Origin of the sequence: Curtobacterium sp. MCBD17_023, assembly GCF_003224415.1 — a bacterium.
Classification (GTDB): Bacteria; Actinomycetota; Actinomycetes; order Actinomycetales; family Microbacteriaceae; genus Curtobacterium.
Genome location: NZ_QKLJ01000003.1, coordinates 218,613 through 233,866, shown reverse-complemented (window position 1 = coordinate 233,866; position 15,254 = coordinate 218,613). Strand labels below are relative to the sequence as shown.

17 protein-coding genes and 3 tRNA genes are annotated in these 15,254 nt (G+C 69.7%); 16 read left to right on the top strand and 4 right to left on the bottom strand.

All coding sequences use genetic code 11. The annotated features are described in order from the left end of the window. Positions 1 to 64: 64 nt before the first annotated feature. Together DEI84_RS05845 and DEI84_RS05840 are read left to right on the top strand one after the other, a co-directional pair. Positions 65 to 136: transfer RNA gene (locus tag DEI84_RS05845), tRNA-Thr, on the top strand. Between the two features lie 49 nt (positions 137 to 185). After that, a tRNA-Met gene (locus tag DEI84_RS05840) sits at positions 186 to 262 on the top strand. 121 nt (positions 263 to 383) lie between these two features. Here the strand turns inward: DEI84_RS05840 and DEI84_RS05835 are convergent. Continuing rightward, positions 384 to 797 (bottom strand): hypothetical protein, encoded by a 414-nt coding sequence (locus DEI84_RS05835; RefSeq protein ID WP_110890026.1) that lies wholly within the window; start codon positions 795 to 797, stop codon positions 384 to 386. Positions 798 to 904: 107 nt separating this feature from the next. On the opposite strand from DEI84_RS05835, the gene DEI84_RS05830 reads away from it, so the two are divergent. Genes DEI84_RS05830 through DEI84_RS05820 form a run of 3 tightly spaced genes read left to right on the top strand, consistent with a single transcriptional unit; the run spans position 905 to position 2,804 of the window. Continuing rightward, the gene (locus DEI84_RS05830; protein WP_110890184.1) at positions 905 to 1,354 is read left to right on the top strand and encodes a MaoC family dehydratase N-terminal domain-containing protein; all 450 of its coding nucleotides are present in this window, start codon (positions 905 to 907) and stop codon (positions 1,352 to 1,354) included. Continuing rightward, positions 1,351 to 1,773, top strand: coding sequence for a MaoC/PaaZ C-terminal domain-containing protein (locus tag DEI84_RS05825; protein ID WP_110824630.1), 423 nt, complete (start codon positions 1,351 to 1,353; stop codon positions 1,771 to 1,773). The genes DEI84_RS05830 and DEI84_RS05825 overlap by 4 nt, the downstream gene beginning before the upstream one ends. A 2-nt stretch (positions 1,774 to 1,775) precedes the next feature. Further along, positions 1,776 to 2,804, top strand: coding sequence for a UDP-N-acetylmuramate dehydrogenase (locus DEI84_RS05820; protein ID WP_110890025.1), 1,029 nt, complete (start codon positions 1,776 to 1,778; stop codon positions 2,802 to 2,804). 19 nt (positions 2,805 to 2,823) lie between these two features. On the opposite strand, the gene DEI84_RS05815 is transcribed toward DEI84_RS05820, so the two are convergent. Next, positions 2,824 to 4,005, bottom strand: coding sequence for a pyridoxal phosphate-dependent aminotransferase (locus tag DEI84_RS05815; RefSeq protein WP_110890183.1), 1,182 nt, complete (start codon positions 4,003 to 4,005; stop codon positions 2,824 to 2,826). Positions 4,006 to 4,274: 269 nt separating this feature from the next. Here DEI84_RS05815 and DEI84_RS05810 point away from each other — a divergent pair. The 6 genes from DEI84_RS05810 to DEI84_RS05785 all read left to right on the top strand — a co-directional run bounded on the left by DEI84_RS05810 (position 4,275) and on the right by DEI84_RS05785 (position 7,957). Further along, positions 4,275 to 4,347 (top strand) — tRNA-Trp (locus tag DEI84_RS05810). 19 nt (positions 4,348 to 4,366) lie between these two features. Further along, positions 4,367 to 4,642, top strand: a complete 276-nt coding sequence (gene secE / locus DEI84_RS05805; RefSeq protein WP_110824628.1) for a preprotein translocase subunit SecE — start codon at positions 4,367 to 4,369, stop codon at positions 4,640 to 4,642. A 170-nt stretch (positions 4,643 to 4,812) separates the two neighbouring features. Beyond that, a complete protein-coding gene (nusG, locus tag DEI84_RS05800) occupies positions 4,813 to 5,871 on the top strand; it encodes a transcription termination/antitermination protein NusG (protein WP_110824627.1) in 1,059 nt (352 codons plus the stop codon). Between the two features lie 142 nt (positions 5,872 to 6,013). Beyond that, on the top strand, positions 6,014 to 6,445 hold the full coding sequence (gene rplK, locus DEI84_RS05795; RefSeq protein ID WP_110824626.1) for a 50S ribosomal protein L11: 432 nt from the start codon (positions 6,014 to 6,016) through the stop codon (positions 6,443 to 6,445). An 80-nt stretch (positions 6,446 to 6,525) separates the two neighbouring features. Further along, complete coding sequence (gene rplA, locus DEI84_RS05790; protein ID WP_110890024.1) at positions 6,526 to 7,218, top strand: 50S ribosomal protein L1; 693 nt, start codon at positions 6,526 to 6,528, stop codon at positions 7,216 to 7,218. An 88-nt stretch (positions 7,219 to 7,306) separates the two neighbouring features. Further along, positions 7,307 to 7,957 (top strand): Pr6Pr family membrane protein, encoded by a 651-nt coding sequence (locus DEI84_RS05785; RefSeq protein ID WP_110890023.1) that lies wholly within the window; start codon positions 7,307 to 7,309, stop codon positions 7,955 to 7,957. Here the strand turns inward: DEI84_RS05785 and DEI84_RS05780 are convergent. Further along, positions 7,908 to 8,600, bottom strand: coding sequence for a YqaJ viral recombinase family protein (locus tag DEI84_RS05780; protein ID WP_181419559.1), 693 nt, complete (start codon positions 8,598 to 8,600; stop codon positions 7,908 to 7,910). The two genes, DEI84_RS05785 and DEI84_RS05780, sit on opposite strands and share 50 nt — an antisense overlap. Before the next feature lie 78 nt (positions 8,601 to 8,678). Next, positions 8,679 to 9,890 (bottom strand): ROK family transcriptional regulator, encoded by a 1,212-nt coding sequence (locus DEI84_RS05775; protein ID WP_258365934.1) that lies wholly within the window; start codon positions 9,888 to 9,890, stop codon positions 8,679 to 8,681. A gap of 141 nt (positions 9,891 to 10,031) precedes the next feature. On the opposite strand from DEI84_RS05775, the gene DEI84_RS05770 reads away from it, so the two are divergent. The 5 genes from DEI84_RS05770 to DEI84_RS05750 all read left to right on the top strand — a co-directional run bounded on the left by DEI84_RS05770 (position 10,032) and on the right by DEI84_RS05750 (position 15,213). Further along, positions 10,032 to 10,778: a sugar phosphate isomerase/epimerase gene (locus DEI84_RS05770; RefSeq protein ID WP_110890022.1), complete on the top strand. Its 747-nt coding sequence runs from the start codon at positions 10,032 to 10,034 to the stop codon at positions 10,776 to 10,778. Beyond that, positions 10,775 to 11,884 carry a Gfo/Idh/MocA family protein gene (locus tag DEI84_RS05765; protein WP_110824622.1) on the top strand — a complete coding sequence of 370 codons (1,110 nt, stop codon included), beginning with the start codon at positions 10,775 to 10,777 and terminating at the stop codon, positions 11,882 to 11,884. Before DEI84_RS05770 ends, DEI84_RS05765 begins: the two co-directional genes overlap by 4 nt. A 106-nt stretch (positions 11,885 to 11,990) precedes the next feature. Then, complete coding sequence (locus tag DEI84_RS05760; RefSeq protein ID WP_110890021.1) at positions 11,991 to 13,292, top strand: ABC transporter substrate-binding protein; 1,302 nt, start codon at positions 11,991 to 11,993, stop codon at positions 13,290 to 13,292. Between the two features lie 93 nt (positions 13,293 to 13,385). Further along, positions 13,386 to 14,381: a carbohydrate ABC transporter permease gene (locus DEI84_RS05755; RefSeq protein ID WP_110824620.1), complete on the top strand. Its 996-nt coding sequence runs from the start codon at positions 13,386 to 13,388 to the stop codon at positions 14,379 to 14,381. After that, positions 14,374 to 15,213, top strand: coding sequence for a carbohydrate ABC transporter permease (locus DEI84_RS05750; protein WP_110890020.1), 840 nt, complete (start codon positions 14,374 to 14,376; stop codon positions 15,211 to 15,213). Before DEI84_RS05755 ends, DEI84_RS05750 begins: the two co-directional genes overlap by 8 nt. Positions 15,214 to 15,254: the final 41 nt, after the last annotated feature.

The following is a 15,254-nucleotide window of genomic DNA, read 5'->3' as shown; positions in this document are numbered from 1 at the left end:
CACGGTCGGTTCCAGACCAGCGTCGGGGGTCTGCTATCCTCGTGTGGTGCCGCTCGCGGTACTCGCCCCGATAGCTCAGTGGTAGAGCACTTCCATGGTAAGGAAGGGGTCGTCAGTTCAATCCTGACTCGGGGCTCCGACTCGCAGTGTGATCACTCCCGCAGTGCTGATCACCGCGGATCCCTGGCGGGGTAGCTCAGTTGGTTAGAGCACACGGCTCATAATCGTGGTGTCGCGGGTTCAAGTCCCGCCCTCGCTACCAGTGGTACCGGCACGGTCGGTACCGTTCAGAACGATCGCAACGACGGGAAGCCCGGCGCACCAGCGCCGGGCTCTCGTCGTTGCCGGCTCTCCGACCCCAGGTCGCGCCGGCGCGTCGGCGGTCAGTAGTCGCGGACCGTGATGCCGGAGGTGTCCAGCCGGTCCGTGCGGTGCACCAGGACCCCGCCGTCGTGCAGGCTCGCCTCGACCAGGGCGGCCGTCCGGTGCCAGGCTGCGTGGCGACGTCGGGCGCCGATCGGTCCGCCGGCCACCGCGGCGCCGTGGTCGGCGTGCCGCAGCGTCAGCACGGCGTGCCCCGGGGTCGACGACAGCGCGAGCTCGTACCGGCGGTACTGCCGCGCGGGGTGCACGAGGGCGCCGAGGAGCGCGGTGAGGACACGGTCGCCGCTCGACACGACGAGTCGGTCGCCCCCGTGGGTGACACGATGGCCGTCGGCGCGCAGGGCCGTCCCGACGAGTTCGACGGCGGTGCCCCGGTCGTCCTCGCGCACCGCGTACTCGGTCGTCGTCTCCATGGCCACTCCCGCCGGACCCGCCCGGCCGCCCCCCGACCGGTGTCGCCAGCATAACCGATGCAAACTCATCTAAGCCCCGTGTCCGAGCGGCTCGGTAGACTGCCGTGGTGTCAGTGAACCCCGAGCTCGTCGGCAGGACGTTCCCGCCGGCCCCGCCGTACCTGGTCGGTCGTGAGAAGGTGCGTGAGTTCTCCCGTGCCGTCTTCGCGACGAACCCGATCCACTCCGACCCCGAGGCCGCCCGTGCTGCGGGTCACGCCGACGTGGTCGCGCCGGCGACCTTCGCGGTCGTCGTGCAGGAGGCCACGCTCGCACAGCTCCTCGCCGAGCCGGACGGTGGCATCGACTTCTCCCGTGTCGTGCACGGTGCGCAGGAGTTCGCCTACGAGCGTCCGATCGTCGCCGGGGACGAGCTCACCGCCACACTGCGGGTGACGAGCGTGAAGACCCTCGGCGGCAACGCCATGGTCACCGCCGAGTCCGCGGTCGTCGACGCGGACGGCGCGCCCGTCGTCACCGCCACGTCCACCCTGGTCGTCCGAGGAGATGACGCATGACCGACACCACGTCCGGGCTCGAGGTCGGTGCGGTCGTCGCCGAGCGGCAGGTCCACCTCACCCGCGACTCGCTCGTCCGCTACGCCGGGGCCTCGGGGGACTTCAACCCCATCCACTACCGGGACGACGTCGCGGCGGAGGTCGGCCTCCCCGGTGTCCTGGCGCACGGCATGCTGACCATGGGCCTCGCGGTCCAGCCGGTGTCCGAGTGGCTCGGTGACCGCGGCTGGGTCGCCTCCTACGGCGTCCGTTTCACCCGCCCCGTCGTCGTCGACCCGCGGGACGGTGCCGACGTCGGCGTCGTCGCGAAGGTCGGCACGCTCGACGAGCAGGGCCGCCCCCGCCGCATCGACCTCACCGTGACCGCCGCCGGGCAGACCGTGCTCGGCAAGGCGCAGGTCACGGTGGCGTTCCACTGACCGTGGCGGAGACGACGCTCGCCGAGCTCACCACCCTGCGCGTCGGCGGTCCCGCCGGCCGCCTGCTCGTCGCCGAGACCACCGAGGACCTCGTCGCGCACGTGGTCGACGCCTGGTCGGACGACGACTGGCTCGTGGTCGGCGGCGGCAGCAACCTGCTCGTGGCCGACGGGGGCTTCCCCGGGACCGTCGTGGTGGTCCGCACGCGGGGCGTCACGCACGAGGCGGACGAGGACGGCGTCACCGTGCGCGTGGCGGCGGGGGAGCCGTGGGACGAGTTCGTCGCCACCACCGTGGCGCGCGGGTGGACCGGACTGGAGGCCCTGAGCGGCATCCCGGGCACGGTCGGCGCGTCCCCCGTGCAGAACATCGGTGCTTACGGAGTCGAGCTGTCCGACGTGCTCACCGCGGTCGAATTCCTCGACGCCGAGACCGGCGAGCGGTCCTGGGTCCCGGCGGCCGAGCTCGCGCTCGGCTACCGCACGAGCACGCTCAAGCACGGGCGGCGCGGCGCCGTCCTGACGGTCGAGTTCCGGCTCGGGACCGCGACCGCGGACGGTGTGCCGGTGCGCTACGCGCAGCTCGCCGGGTCGCTCGGTGTCGAGCTCGGCACCCGGGTCGCGCCGGCCGACGTCCGGGCCGAGGTCCTCCGTCTGCGCTCCTCGAAGGGCATGGTCCTCGACGACGCCGACCCGGACACCTGGAGCGCCGGGTCGTTCTTCACGAACCCGATCGTCTCGCGGGGCTTCGCCGAGACCATGCCGCTCGACGCGCCGCGGTGGCCCGCCGGGGACGACGTGAAGCTCAGTGCCGCGTGGCTCATCGAACACGCCGGCGTGCACCGCGGCTACGGCGTGCCGGGCTCCTCCGCGGCGATCTCCACGAAGCACACGCTCGCCCTGACGAACCGCGGGGGAGCGACGGCTGCCCAGGTCGCCGAGCTCGCCCGCTACGTGCAGGTGACCGTGGCGAACCGCTTCGGCGTCACCCTGGTGCCGGAGCCGGTCGTCGTCGGGGACCTGCTCGACTGAACGAGCGCGTCCCCGACGGTCAGCCGAAGAGCCGGGCCAGGCGCGCCACGCCCTCGGCGATGTCGTCGTCGCCGAGGGCGTAGGACAGGCGGAGGTACCCGGACGGACCGAACGCCTCGCCCGGGACCACCGCGACCTCGGCGTGCTCGAGGACGAGATCGGCCAGCTCGAGCGTGGTCGTCGGCGTCGAACCGGCCCACTCACGACCGAGCAGTGCCGTGACGTCGGGGTAGACGTAGAAGGCGCCCTCCGGCTCCGGCGTCACGAACCCGGGGATGGCGTTGAGCCCGGCGACGATGGCCTTCCGGCGACGGTCGAAGGCGTCGCGCATGGCGGTGACCGGCTCCTGCGGCCCGGTGAGCGCCGCGATCGCCGCACGCTGCGAGACGTTCGACACGTTCGAGGACAGGTGCGACTGCAGGTTCGACGCGGCTTTCACGGCGTCGGCCGGGCCGATCATCCAGCCGACCCGCCAGCCGGTCATGGCGTAGGTCTTGGCGACGCCGTTCACCAGGATCGTGGTGTCCGCGAGCGCGGGCACCTGCTCGAGGATGCCGGAGAACCGGATGCCGTCGTAGACCAGGTCCTGGTAGATCTCGTCGCTGATCACCCAGATCCCGTGCTCGAGCGCCCATTCGCCGATGGCGCGGGTCTGCTCGGCGGAGTACACCGCGCCGGTCGGGTTCGAGGGGGAGCAGAACAGCAGGGCCTTCGTCCGCGGGGTGCGCGCGGCCTCGAGCTGCTCGACGGTCACGAGGTAGCCCTGGTCGCTGCCGGCGAAGACGTCGACGGGCACACCACCGGCGAGACGGACCGCTTCGGGGTAGGTGGTCCAGTACGGCGCGGGGAGGAGGACCTCGTCGCCCTCGTCCACGACGGTCTGGAACGCCTGGTACACCGCCTGCTTGCCGCCGTTCGTGACGATCACCTGGGCGGGGTCGACCGTGATGCCGGAGACGCGGGCCGTCTTGTCGGCGATCGCACGCTTGAGCTCCGGCAGGCCCGTCGCCGGTGTGTACCGGTGGTTCGCCGGGTCCTGTGCCGCCGCGACGGCCGCGTCGACCACGTGCTGCGGGGTCGCGAAGTCCGGCTCACCGGCAGCGAAGGAGATGACCGGACGGCCGGCGGCCTTGAGCGCCTTGGCCTTGGAGTCGACCTTCAGCGTCGCCGACTCCGCGATGGCGGCGATCCGCGACGCGATGCGCGGCCGATCGGTGGTCGGGGCCGCGTCGGTGGTCGGGCGGTCGGTGGGCTGCGGGTTGACGGCGTCGGTGCTCACGGGGCCAGCCTAGCGACGCGCCGCGCCGGAGCACCCGCCAAGTGGACACCGTCGCCGCGACTCCCGTACACTGTCCTGCGGCGGTCGAAGTCCGCCGGATCATGCGCTCCGTCGCAGATCCGGAGGCCCCTCCCGGGTCGACGGACTCGCCACCAGGAACATCCGGCACCCCCCGGGGTGGGTCGTTCCGAAGGGCGGTGGCTCAATTGGTAGAGCAGCGGTCTCCAAAACCGCAGGTTGCAGGTTCAAGTCCTGTCCGCCCTGCACATCGGGAAGGGTAGAAGTGGCGAGCAAAGAAGTGGAGACGACGGACGACGTCGTCGCCCAGGCGAAGGTCGATCGCGCTCAGCGGCGCGGTCCGTTCGCCGCGATCGCGCTGTTCATCCGCCAGGTCTTCGGCGAGCTGCGCAAGGTCGTCACCCCGACCCGCAAGGAACTCTTCAGCTACACGGGCGTCGTGCTCGTGTTCGTCGTCGTCATGATGATCCTCGTGTCGGTCCTCGACTTCGTGTTCGGTCTCGGCGTCGGCTACGTGTTCGGCAACGGCCCCACGGCCTGACCCAGCCGGCATGAACCCCGGCGCACCGGATCCCTGGCGCGCACGGACTGACCGCAGGTCCGACCGTTCCGGTCCTCCTCGGGGTACGGTCTCCCGGAGACGGCGACCCGTTCCCCGCCCGGAACGCGAGTGCCAACCCGATCCGCACCATCGAACGGAAAGAACCGACTGTGTCTGACTACTCCCGCGACGACATCGACCTCGCGACCGCTGCCGAGCAGTCTTCCGAGGTCGAGGAGAACCAGGAAGGCGACGTCGAGACGAGCGAGCTCCGTTCGACGGACTCCGCCGAGGAGCGCGCGATCTCCGTCGACGACGAGGACGACGAGTCCCTCGGCCTGAGCGACGAGCCGGACGACGGCACCGTCGCCGCCGAGTTCGACGAGACGCTGGGCGCCCTGGCCGAGGCCCGCGACCCCGAGGCCGACGCGGTGGTCGACGACGCGCTCGAGATCGACACCGCCGACGAGGCAGAGGCCGCCGTCGAGGCCGTCGAGGACGAGGAGGAGTCCGAGCTCGAGGACGAGACCGCTGCGGAGGCGAACGCCACGATCGCGGCCGAGGAAGCCGCCGACGCGCTCGAGGACGACGCGGACGCCGAGCCGGTCGAGGCCGACCCGTACGACGCCTTCAAGGCCGAGCTCCGGATGAAGCCGGGCAAGTGGTACGTCATCCACTCCTACGCGGGCTTCGAGCGCCGCGTGAAGGCGAACATCGAGAACCGCATGGTCTCGATGTCGATGGAGGACTACATCTACCAGGCCGAGGTCCCGATGGAGGACGTCGTCGAGATCAAGAACGGGCAGCGCAAGCTGGTCACCCGCGTCCGGATCCCCGGCTACGTGCTCGTCCGCATGGACCTCAACGAGGACTCGTGGTCCGTCGTCCGGCACACCCCGGGTGTCACCGGCTTCGTGGGGAACGCCCACAACCCGACGCCGCTCCGTTTCGACGAGGCGTTCGGCATGCTGAAGTCCCTGGTGCAGGTCGCCGAGGCCGCTCCGACCAAGGGCGGCTCGAAGTCCGGCGGTGCCGCGCAGGCCCAGCCGCAGGCCGAGGTCGACTTCGAGGTCGGCGAGACCATCACCATCAAGGAAGGCTCGTTCGCGGGCCTGCCGGGTTCGATCTCCGAGATCAAGCCGGAGAGCGGCAAGCTCACCGTCCTCGTCTCGCTGTTCGAGCGCGAGACCCCGGTCGAGCTCAGCTTCGACCAGGTCACGAAGCTCTAGTACTGGCGAACGTCCAGTACACTGTCTGAGTTTGGGTCCGCGCGCCTCGTGCGCTGCGGATCCGTGACCGCGATCCGGATCCGCCGGAGACGCGGGAGAGTGCACGGGTCCCCGTGCGTTCGAATCCAGGAGGAAACGGAACATGGCACCGAAGAAGAAGGTCACGGGCCTGATCAAGCTGCAGATCAACGCGGGCGCCGCCAACCCGGCACCGCCGATCGGTCCGGCGCTCGGTCAGCACGGCGTGAACATCATGGAGTTCTGCAAGGCGTACAACGCCCAGACCGAGTCGCAGCGCGGCAACGTCATCCCGGTGGAGATCACCGTCTACGAGGACCGTTCGTTCACGTTCATCCTCAAGACCCCGCCGGCCGCCGAGCTGATCAAGAAGGCAGCGGGTGTGAACAAGGGTTCCGCGACGCCGCACACGGTGAAGGCCGGACGCATCACGGCGGACCAGATCCGTCAGATCGCCGAGACCAAGCAGGCCGACCTGAACGCCAACGACATCGAGCAGGCGACGAAGATCATCGCCGGCACCGCTCGTTCGATGGGCATCACGGTCGAGGCCTGAGCCTCACCCCACACACCCCAGTACTCACCGTGGGAGAGCCGCGCCGGCTCGCCAACCACGTATCTCGCAAGGAGACCACCATGGCGAAGAAGTCCAAGGCGTACCGCGTCGCGGCCGCGAAGATCGAGGCCGACAAGTTCTACACCCCGACCGAGGCAGTCGCCCTCGCGAAGGAGACCGGCTCGGCGAAGACCGACTCCACCGTCGAGGTCGCGCTGAAGCTCGGCGTCGACCCCCGCAAGGCGGACCAGATGGTGCGCGGCACCGTCATCCTCCCGCACGGCACCGGCAAGACCGCCCGCGTCATCGTCTTCGCGACGGGTGCAGCCGCTGAGGCCGCCATCGCCGCCGGCGCCGACGAGGTCGGTGGCGACGAGCTCATCGCGAAGGTCGCCGAGGGCTACACCTCGTTCGACTCCGCGGTCTCGACCCCGGAGCTCATGGGCAAGGTCGGTCGTCTCGGCAAGGTCCTCGGCCCGCGCGGTCTCATGCCGAACCCGAAGACCGGCACCGTGACGCCGAACGTGGCCCAGGCCGTGAACGACATCAAGGGCGGCAAGATCGAGTTCCGCGTCGACAAGCACGCGAACGTGCACTTCGTCGTCGGCAAGGCCTCGTTCACCCCGGAGCAGCTCGACGAGAACATCACCGCCGCGCTCGACGAGGTCGTCCGCCTCAAGCCGAGCGCTGCCAAGGGCCGCTACATCATGAAGGGCGCCGTCTCGACGACCTTCGGCCCGGGCATCCCGCTGGACGTCAACGTCCTGGCCTGATCCACGGCTCCACACGAACGGCCCGCACCGGAAGGTGCGGGCCGTTCGTCGTTCCACACGCCCTCGGGGTCCCCGCTACCGTTGTGGGGTGCGGACCTTCGTGAACAGCCTGCGACTCGTGGTCGCCGTCGTCGCCGTCGCCGCGGTGGTGACCGACCTGCAGGGCGCGCTGCGCGACGACTTCGTGTTCTGGGACTTCTTCGGGTACTTCACGAACCAGTCGAACCTGCTCGTCGCGGTGGTGTGGACGCTGACCGTCGTCGCGGCGTTCGGCGACCGTCCGACCGGCCGTCGGCTCGACCTGTTCCGCGGTGCGGCCACGGTGTACATCGCGACGACCGGGCTCGTCTACAACACGCTCCTGGCAGAGGTCGGCCAACCGCTGGGGGCGTCCTGGTCGAACGACGTCGTGCACCGCTGGGTGCCGCTGATCGTGGTGCTCGACTGGGTGCTGTTCTCGGACCGGAGCCGGCTGCTGTTCCGGGACGTGTGGTGGTTCCTCGTCTACCCGGCGGTCTGGCTCGTGGTCGTCGTCACCCGCGGCGCCACCGACGGTTGGGTGCCGTACCCGTTCCTCGACCCCGCATCCGGCTACGGGGCCGTGGCGCTGTACTGCCTCGGTGTGGCCGTGTTCATCGGGCTGATGGGACTCGTCGTCGTGGCGCTGAGTCGGCTCCGGGTGGTGCGGGTCAGCGAGCGTCGCGCAGGCGGTCGAGCACGAGGTCGGCGAGCACGATGAGCCCGCGGATCGCGTCGTCGTCGCGGTCGATCCAACGGCACTCCGGCTCGTCGGCGACCGGCACGAAGTCGTCGTGCGTCTCCCAGACGAACAGCGTGCGGTCCGCGCCGAGCACGTACTGCTGCCACCAGACCTGTCGCATGTAGTGCCGTGGGACGCGCTTCCAGCCGGACGAGGTCGTCTTGATCTCGGCGAGGAGGAGCCGGCCGTCACGGTCCTGTCCGACACCGTCGGGCGTCGCCAGGTGCGCTCGGTTCGTGGCGGCGTGGAACAGGTGGGCCGACGGCAGGATCCCGTGCGTGGCGGCCACCCACGAGGCGATGACGGGCTCCCGCTCCTTGCCGTGCTCGGTGTAGACGTTGCCGGCGAACCGGGAGCCGTAGCGCTTGTCCGCGACGACGGCGTCGACGGCGCGGAGCGAGGCGAGGCGTGCGACGTCGGTGGCGGTGATCCCCATCGCCCGCGCGCGGAGCCAGGCGACCCGGTCCGACGAATGCGCGACGATGCGCTCGGTGTGCCCGCGCAGGGACGTGAACGCGTTGCGGCTCGGCCGTGCCGGCGCGGACGGTGACGTGCCGGAGCCGGGCTGGGCCTCCCACCCGTCATCCAGGTCGCCCCACAGGGTGGGCTGCACGATCGTCACCGGATGATTGTCCACCCGACCACCGGCACCGGCGAAACCGGCGCGCGGCCGATCCGGCGCGCTGGCAGGTCACCGCGCTCAGGAAACGAGCTGCCGCCCCTCGGACAGGGTGACCAGTTCGTCCACGCCGGCGGGGGAGAGGGCGTACGCGATGGCCAGGGCTGCCGCGCCCTGCAGCGCGGCGATCGAGCCGGCGCGGGACTGCGCGATGACGAGGTGTTCGGTGGCGAGCGGCATCGACCGGGAGTACACGACCTCCCGGACACCCGCGAGCAGGTGCTCTCCGGCCTGCGTGATCGAGCCACCGAGCGCGATGACCGACGGGTTGATCAGCGAGACGCACGTGGCGAGCACCTCCCCGATGTCGCGGCCGGCCTGCCGGACGGCACCGATCGCGTCGATGTCCGAACGGCCCACGAGGTCGATGACGTCCGCGCTGGTGTGCACGTCGTGTCCCTTGGCGCGGAGGGCCCTGGCGATCGCCGGGCCGGAGGCGACGGCCTCCAGACACCCGGTGTTGCCGCAGTGGCACGGCACGTCCCCGGCGCGCGAGACCCGGACGTGCCCGATGTCCCCGGCGGTGCCCTGGGCGCCGCGTTGCAACCGTCCCTCGGACACGATGCCCGAGCCGATGCCGGTGGCGACCTTCACGAACAGCAGGTGGTCGAGGTCCGGCCAGCCGTGCGCCCGCTCGCCGAGTGCGGCGATGTTCACGTCGTTGTCGACGAGCACGTGCGCGCGGACGTGCTGCCGGAGCCAACCGGGCACGTCGAAGCCGTCCCAGCCCGGCATGATCGGCGGGTTCGCAGGACGACCGGTGGAGAACTCGACGGGACCCGGCAGGCCGATGCCGATCGCGATGACGTCGTCGCGTGCCCGGCCGACCGAGTCGAGGAGCTCGTCGACGACGCCGATCAGCCACTCGAGCGTCGGAACGGGTCCGGCCGCGATGTCGATGCTCGCGTCACGCGTCGCGAGCGGGGTGCCGACGAGGTCCGTCACCGCGACCCGGCCGTGCGAGGCGCCGAGGTCGGCCGCGACGACGAGCCGCGCGGCGGGACGGAGGGCGATCTGGGCGGGTGGACGACCGCCCGTGGACGCCGCGGTGTCGACCGCCCCGACGAGTCCGACGTCGGCGAGGGCGTCGAGCCGCACGCCGATGGTCGAGCGGGCCATCCCCGTCAGGGCGGCGAGCTCGCCACGGGTTCGCGGCACACCGTCACGCAGGATCTGGAAGAGCTCACTCGTCCCGACCGGCGGCGACGTTGCCGTCCGAGTCATGTCGACCATGTCCGGAGTGAACCACACATCCTCCGAGCCACGCAACGAAGGTCGTCGAACTCGTTCGAACTTCTGCTTGACCGCCGACAGAAGCACCCATAGTGTGACGATCGGTCAGTGACGACCACGTCTCGATGAGGAGAACACACGGTGACCCAACCGCTCTCGGTCCAGCTGTACACAGTGCGTGACGCGCTGTCGGCGGACCTCCCCGGAACCCTGGCGACGATCGCCGACATCGGTTTCACGAACGTCGAACTCTTCGGCTTCGTCGACCGTGCGGACGAGTACGCGGCCGCCCTGCAGCAGGCCGGCCTGGTCGCGCCGAGCGGGCACGCACGTCTCCTGGACGCCGACGAGCAGGACCTCGAGCGCATCCTGGCCGCGAGCGTCACGGTCGGCCTCGGCACGCTCATCGACCCGCACGTGGACGAGGCCCGCTGGACCACCCGCGAGGACGTCGAGGCGATCGCCCGCCAGTTCAACGAACTGGTCCCGCGCGCCGCCGACCGTGGCCTCGTGCTCGGCTACCACAACCACGCCTTCGAGTTCTCGAACCGCATCGACGGCACGAGCGCCTTCGAGGTCTTCGCCGGCGCCCTCGCCGACGACGTCGTCCTCGAGCTCGACACCTACTGGGCGAAGGTCGGCGGGGACGACCCGGTGGCCGTCCTCGGGCGGCTCGGCGACCAGGTCCGCTTCCTGCACGTCAAGGACGGCGACGGCTCGCACGACGACAAGCAGCAGGTCGCCGTCGGCACCGGCGTCATGCCGGTCCGGGACATCATCGCGGCCGCGCCCGAGGCGCAGCAGGTCATCGAGCTCGACGACCACGACGGCGACGTCGTCCAGGCCGTCCGCGACTCGTACGCCTTCCTCGCCGGAGCGGACGCATGAGCGCCGCGGGCCGCGTGGGCGTCGGCGTCATCGGCGCCGGGGTCATCTCCGACCAGTACCTGTCGAACCTCACCGTCTTCCCCGACGTCGAGGTGCTGTTCATCGCCGACATCGACCTGCCCCGGGCGGCCTCGCAGGCCGAGAAGTGGGGCGTCGCCGGATCGGGCACCGTCGAGGAGCTCCTGGCGATCGACGACATCGAGATCGTCGTGAACCTCACGATCCCCGCGGCGCACGTCGAGGTGGCGCTGCAGGCGCTCCGCGCCGGCAAGCACGTCTGGGGCGAGAAGCCCTACGCGCTCGACCGGCAGAGCGCGGCGGAGCTGCGCGACGCCGCGGTCGCGGCCGGCCGCACCGTGTCGGTCGCGCCGGACACGTTCCTGGGGGCGGGCCTCCAGACCGCACTCCGCACGATCCGCGACGGTCGCATCGGCACGCCGCTGAACGGGCTGACCCTCTTCCAGAGCCCCGGCCCGGAGTCCTGGCACCCGAGCCCCGAGTTCCTCTTCGCCTACGGCGCCGGCCCGCTCTTCGACATCGGTCCGTACTACATCACGACGCTCGTGCAGGCGTTCGGACCCGTCGCGAAGGTCACCGCCACCGCGTCCAGGTCCCGCGCCACCCGCACGATCGGCTCCGGGCCGAAGGCGGGCACCGAGTTCCCCGTCGAGGTCCCGACGAACCACTCCGCGCTCATCCAGTTCGAGAACGGCGGGAGCGCGCAGAGCGTGTTCTCGTTCGAGTCCGACCGCGGCCGCACCGGCTTCGTCGAGATCGCGGGGGAGACCGGCACCGTCGTGTTCCCCGACCCGAACGAGTTCGACGGCGACACGAAGCTGTACGCGCTCGGCGCCGAGGAACCCGAGACGATCCCGGCCGTCGGGTCCACCTACTCGCGGGGGACGGGCGTGGTCGACCTGGCCCGCTCCCTCCGTGCCGGCGAAGGGAACCGGGTCCCCGGCGCCCTCGCCTTCCACGTCCTCGACGTGATGGTCTCCATCGCCGAGGCCGCCGAACGTGGTGAGACCGTGCTCGTCGAGAGCACCGTCGAACCCTCCCCGACCCTCCCCGAGGGCTGGGACCCCGCGGAGCAGACCCTGGTCTGACCAGCCTGCCCCACCCTCCACAGCAGCACCCAGCACGATCCAGCACCACCCAGCACGATCCAGCACCACTTCCTGCACCATCTCAACGACGAGAAAGTAGAGAGTCATGCGCACTGCCATCCGCGCACTGGCCATCACCGCGGCCGCGGCACTCACCGTGTCGGGCCTCGCCGCCTGCTCCTCCGGGTCCTCCGGCGCATCGGGCGACTCGAAGACGCTCACCTACTGGGCGTCGAACCAGGGCACCTCCCTCGAGAACGACAAGGAGGTGCTGACCCCCGTCCTCAAGAAGTTCACCGACGAGACCGGGATCAAGGTCGACCTCCAGGTCATCGGGTGGAACGACCTGCAGACGAAGATCCAGACCGCCGTCACCTCGGGCCAGGGCCCGGACGTCGTCAACATCGGCAACACGTGGGCGACTTCGCTCCAGGCCACCGGCGCTTTCCAGGAGTTCGGTGACGCGGAGATGAAGGCCATCGGCGGTGCCGACAAGTTCGGCAAGGTCGCGCTCTCGACCGGTGGCGCACCGGGTCAGACCGTCACGAGCGTCCCGCTCTACGGCCTCGCGTACGGCCTGTTCTACAACAAGCAGATGCTGGCCGACGCCGGCGTCGAGCCGCCCACCAACTGGGAGGACCTCGTCTCGGCCGCCGAGAAGCTGACGACCGACGGCAAGTACGGCTTCAGCCTCGCCGGTGGGTCCTACACCGAGAACGCGCACTTCGCGTTCATCAACTCGGCGCAGAACGGCGGCGAGTGGTTCGACAAGGACGGCAAGCCGACCTTCACGTCGAAGGAGAACGTCGAGGGCATCAAGCGCTACCTCGACCTCATGCAGGACAGCAAGGCGGCCAACCCGTCGAACGCGCAGTACGACAACGCGAACCAGTCGGTCGCGGACTTCGCGAACAAGAAGGCCGCGATGATCCTCAACCAGAACAACGCGAACACCACGATCGAGTCGCTCGGCATGAAGTCCGACGAGTTCGGCGTCGTGCCGCTCCCGGCGCCGACCGGTGGCGAGGACATCGCCAGCTTCCCGGCCGGCATCAACCTGTCGATCTTCAAGAACACCGACAACAAGGACGGCGCGCTGAAGTTCGTCAAGTACATGACGAGCATGGACACGCAGACGACGCTGGACAAGCCGTACTCGGCCCTGCCGGTGCTCGCCGAAGCTGCTGACTCCGTCTCGGACGAGCAGACGAAGACGTTCCTCGACATCTACAACAACAAGGCGAAGCCGCTCCCGCTGGTCCCCGCCGAGGACCAGTTCGAGTCCACGGTCGGCAAGGCGATGAACGAGATGTTCGCCAAGATCGCCACGGGTTCGACGGTGTCCGAGAAGGACATCGAGGACGCCCTGCAGACGGCCCAGGACCAGGTCTCCCAGGCCGCAGGTTGACCTTGACGGGAGGCCCGGTCCGCGTCCGACAGGTCGCGTCCGGGCCTCCCGCCCCCCTCCTCGAACCCTCCCACCCAGCCGGAAGGCCTGCCCATGTCCACGACGGTCCTGCCAGACTCCGAGGCCATCGACCTGACGCACACCAAGGCGCCGACCCTCTCGGGTCCGTCGCCCCGCGGGAAGCGTGGCGTCACGTGGCTCCCGTACGCGCTCGTCGGTCCCGCGATCCTCTTCGAGCTGCTCATCCACATCGTGCCGATGCTCGTCGGCATCTGGATCAGCTTCGTGCAGCTCACCAAGTACTTCATCGCGAACTGGGGTGCCGCCCCGTTCGCCGGCCTGCGCAACTACTCCGTCGCGGTGGACTTCGACCAGGCCATCGGGCGCGGACTGCTCAGCTCGTTCCTCATCACCTGCGGGTTCACGATCCTGGTCGTCGGCCTGTCCTGGGGCTTCGGCATGGCCGCCGCGGTCGCACTGCAGAAGCCGTTCGCCGGCCGCGGGCTCTTCCGCACGCTGTTCCTCATCCCCTACGCCCTGCCGATGTACGCGGGCGTCATCACGTGGAAGTTCATGTTCCAGCGTGACTCCGGTGCCATCAACCACGTCCTGGTGGACCAGCTGCACCTGTTCGGCAGCGGTGCCCCGTTCTGGCTCATCGGCAACAACGCCTTCGTGGCCGTGGTCGTCGTGGCCATCTGGAAGACCTGGCCCTTCGCGTTCCTCATGCTCATGGCGGGCCTGCAGTCCGTCCCGGCCGACGTGTACGAGGCCGCCTCGGTCGACGGTGCGAAGCCGTTCCGACAGTGGCGCTCGATCACCCTGCCGATGGTCCGCCCGGTCAACGTCACCCTCGTGCTCGTGATGTTCCTCTGGACGTTCAACGACTTCAACACGCCGTTCGTGCTGTTCGGGTCGACCGCGCAGCCCCCGGCCGCGGACCTGCTGAGCTTCCACATCTACAACGCCTCGTTCATCACCTGGAACTTCGGGTCCGGCGCCGCGATGAGCGTGCTGCTGCTCCTCTTCCTGCTCGTCGTCACGGGCATCTACCTGGCCGTCACCAACCGGAGGTCCGTCCGTGCGTGAAACAGTGGGCGCAAAGTCCTTCAAGATCATCGTCATCGCGCTGCTCACCGTCTTCACGGTGGTGCCGCTCTACGTGATGGTCACGACCGCGATCAAGCCGCTCGGCGACGTGCAGGACGACTTCACCTGGATCCCGTCGAACATCACCATCCAGCCGTTCATCGACATGTGGTCGACGGTCCCGCTGGCGCGGTACTTCGTGAACTCCCTCGTGGTGTGCACGGTCGCCACGGTGTTCTCGCTCATCATCGCGACGTTCGCCGCCTACGCGGTCTCGCGCTGGAACTTCAAGGGCAAGAGCGCCTTCACGACGACGGTGCTGTCGACCCAGATGTTCCCCGGCGTCCTGTTCCTGCTCCCGCTGTTCCTGATCTTCACGAACCTCGGCAACTCGCTCGGCATCCAGCTCGTCGGCAGCTGGCTCGGGCTCATCATCACGTACCTGACGTTCACGCTCCCGTTCTCGATCTGGATGCTCGCGGGCTACTTCGAGACGATCCCGCGCGAGCTCGACGAGGCCGCGATGGTCGACGGGTCCGGCCCGATGGGTGCCCTGTTCCGGATCATCCTGCCGTCGGCCCGCCCGGGTCTCGTCGCGGTCGGGATCTACTCCTTCATGACCGCATGGGGCGAGGTGCTCTTCGCCTCGGTCATGACGAACGGCCTCGGGTCGACGCTCGCCGTCGGTCTGCAGCAGTACTCGACGCAGACGAACGTGTACTGGAACCAGATCATGGCGGCCTCGCTCGTCGTGTCGATCCCGGTCGTGATCGCGTTCCTCGTGGTCCAGCGCCAGTTCGTCGCCGGCCTGACCGCCGGCGCGGTGAAGTAGCCGCGACCCCCTGACGGGAGGTGCCGTGTGGGTCTGCCCGC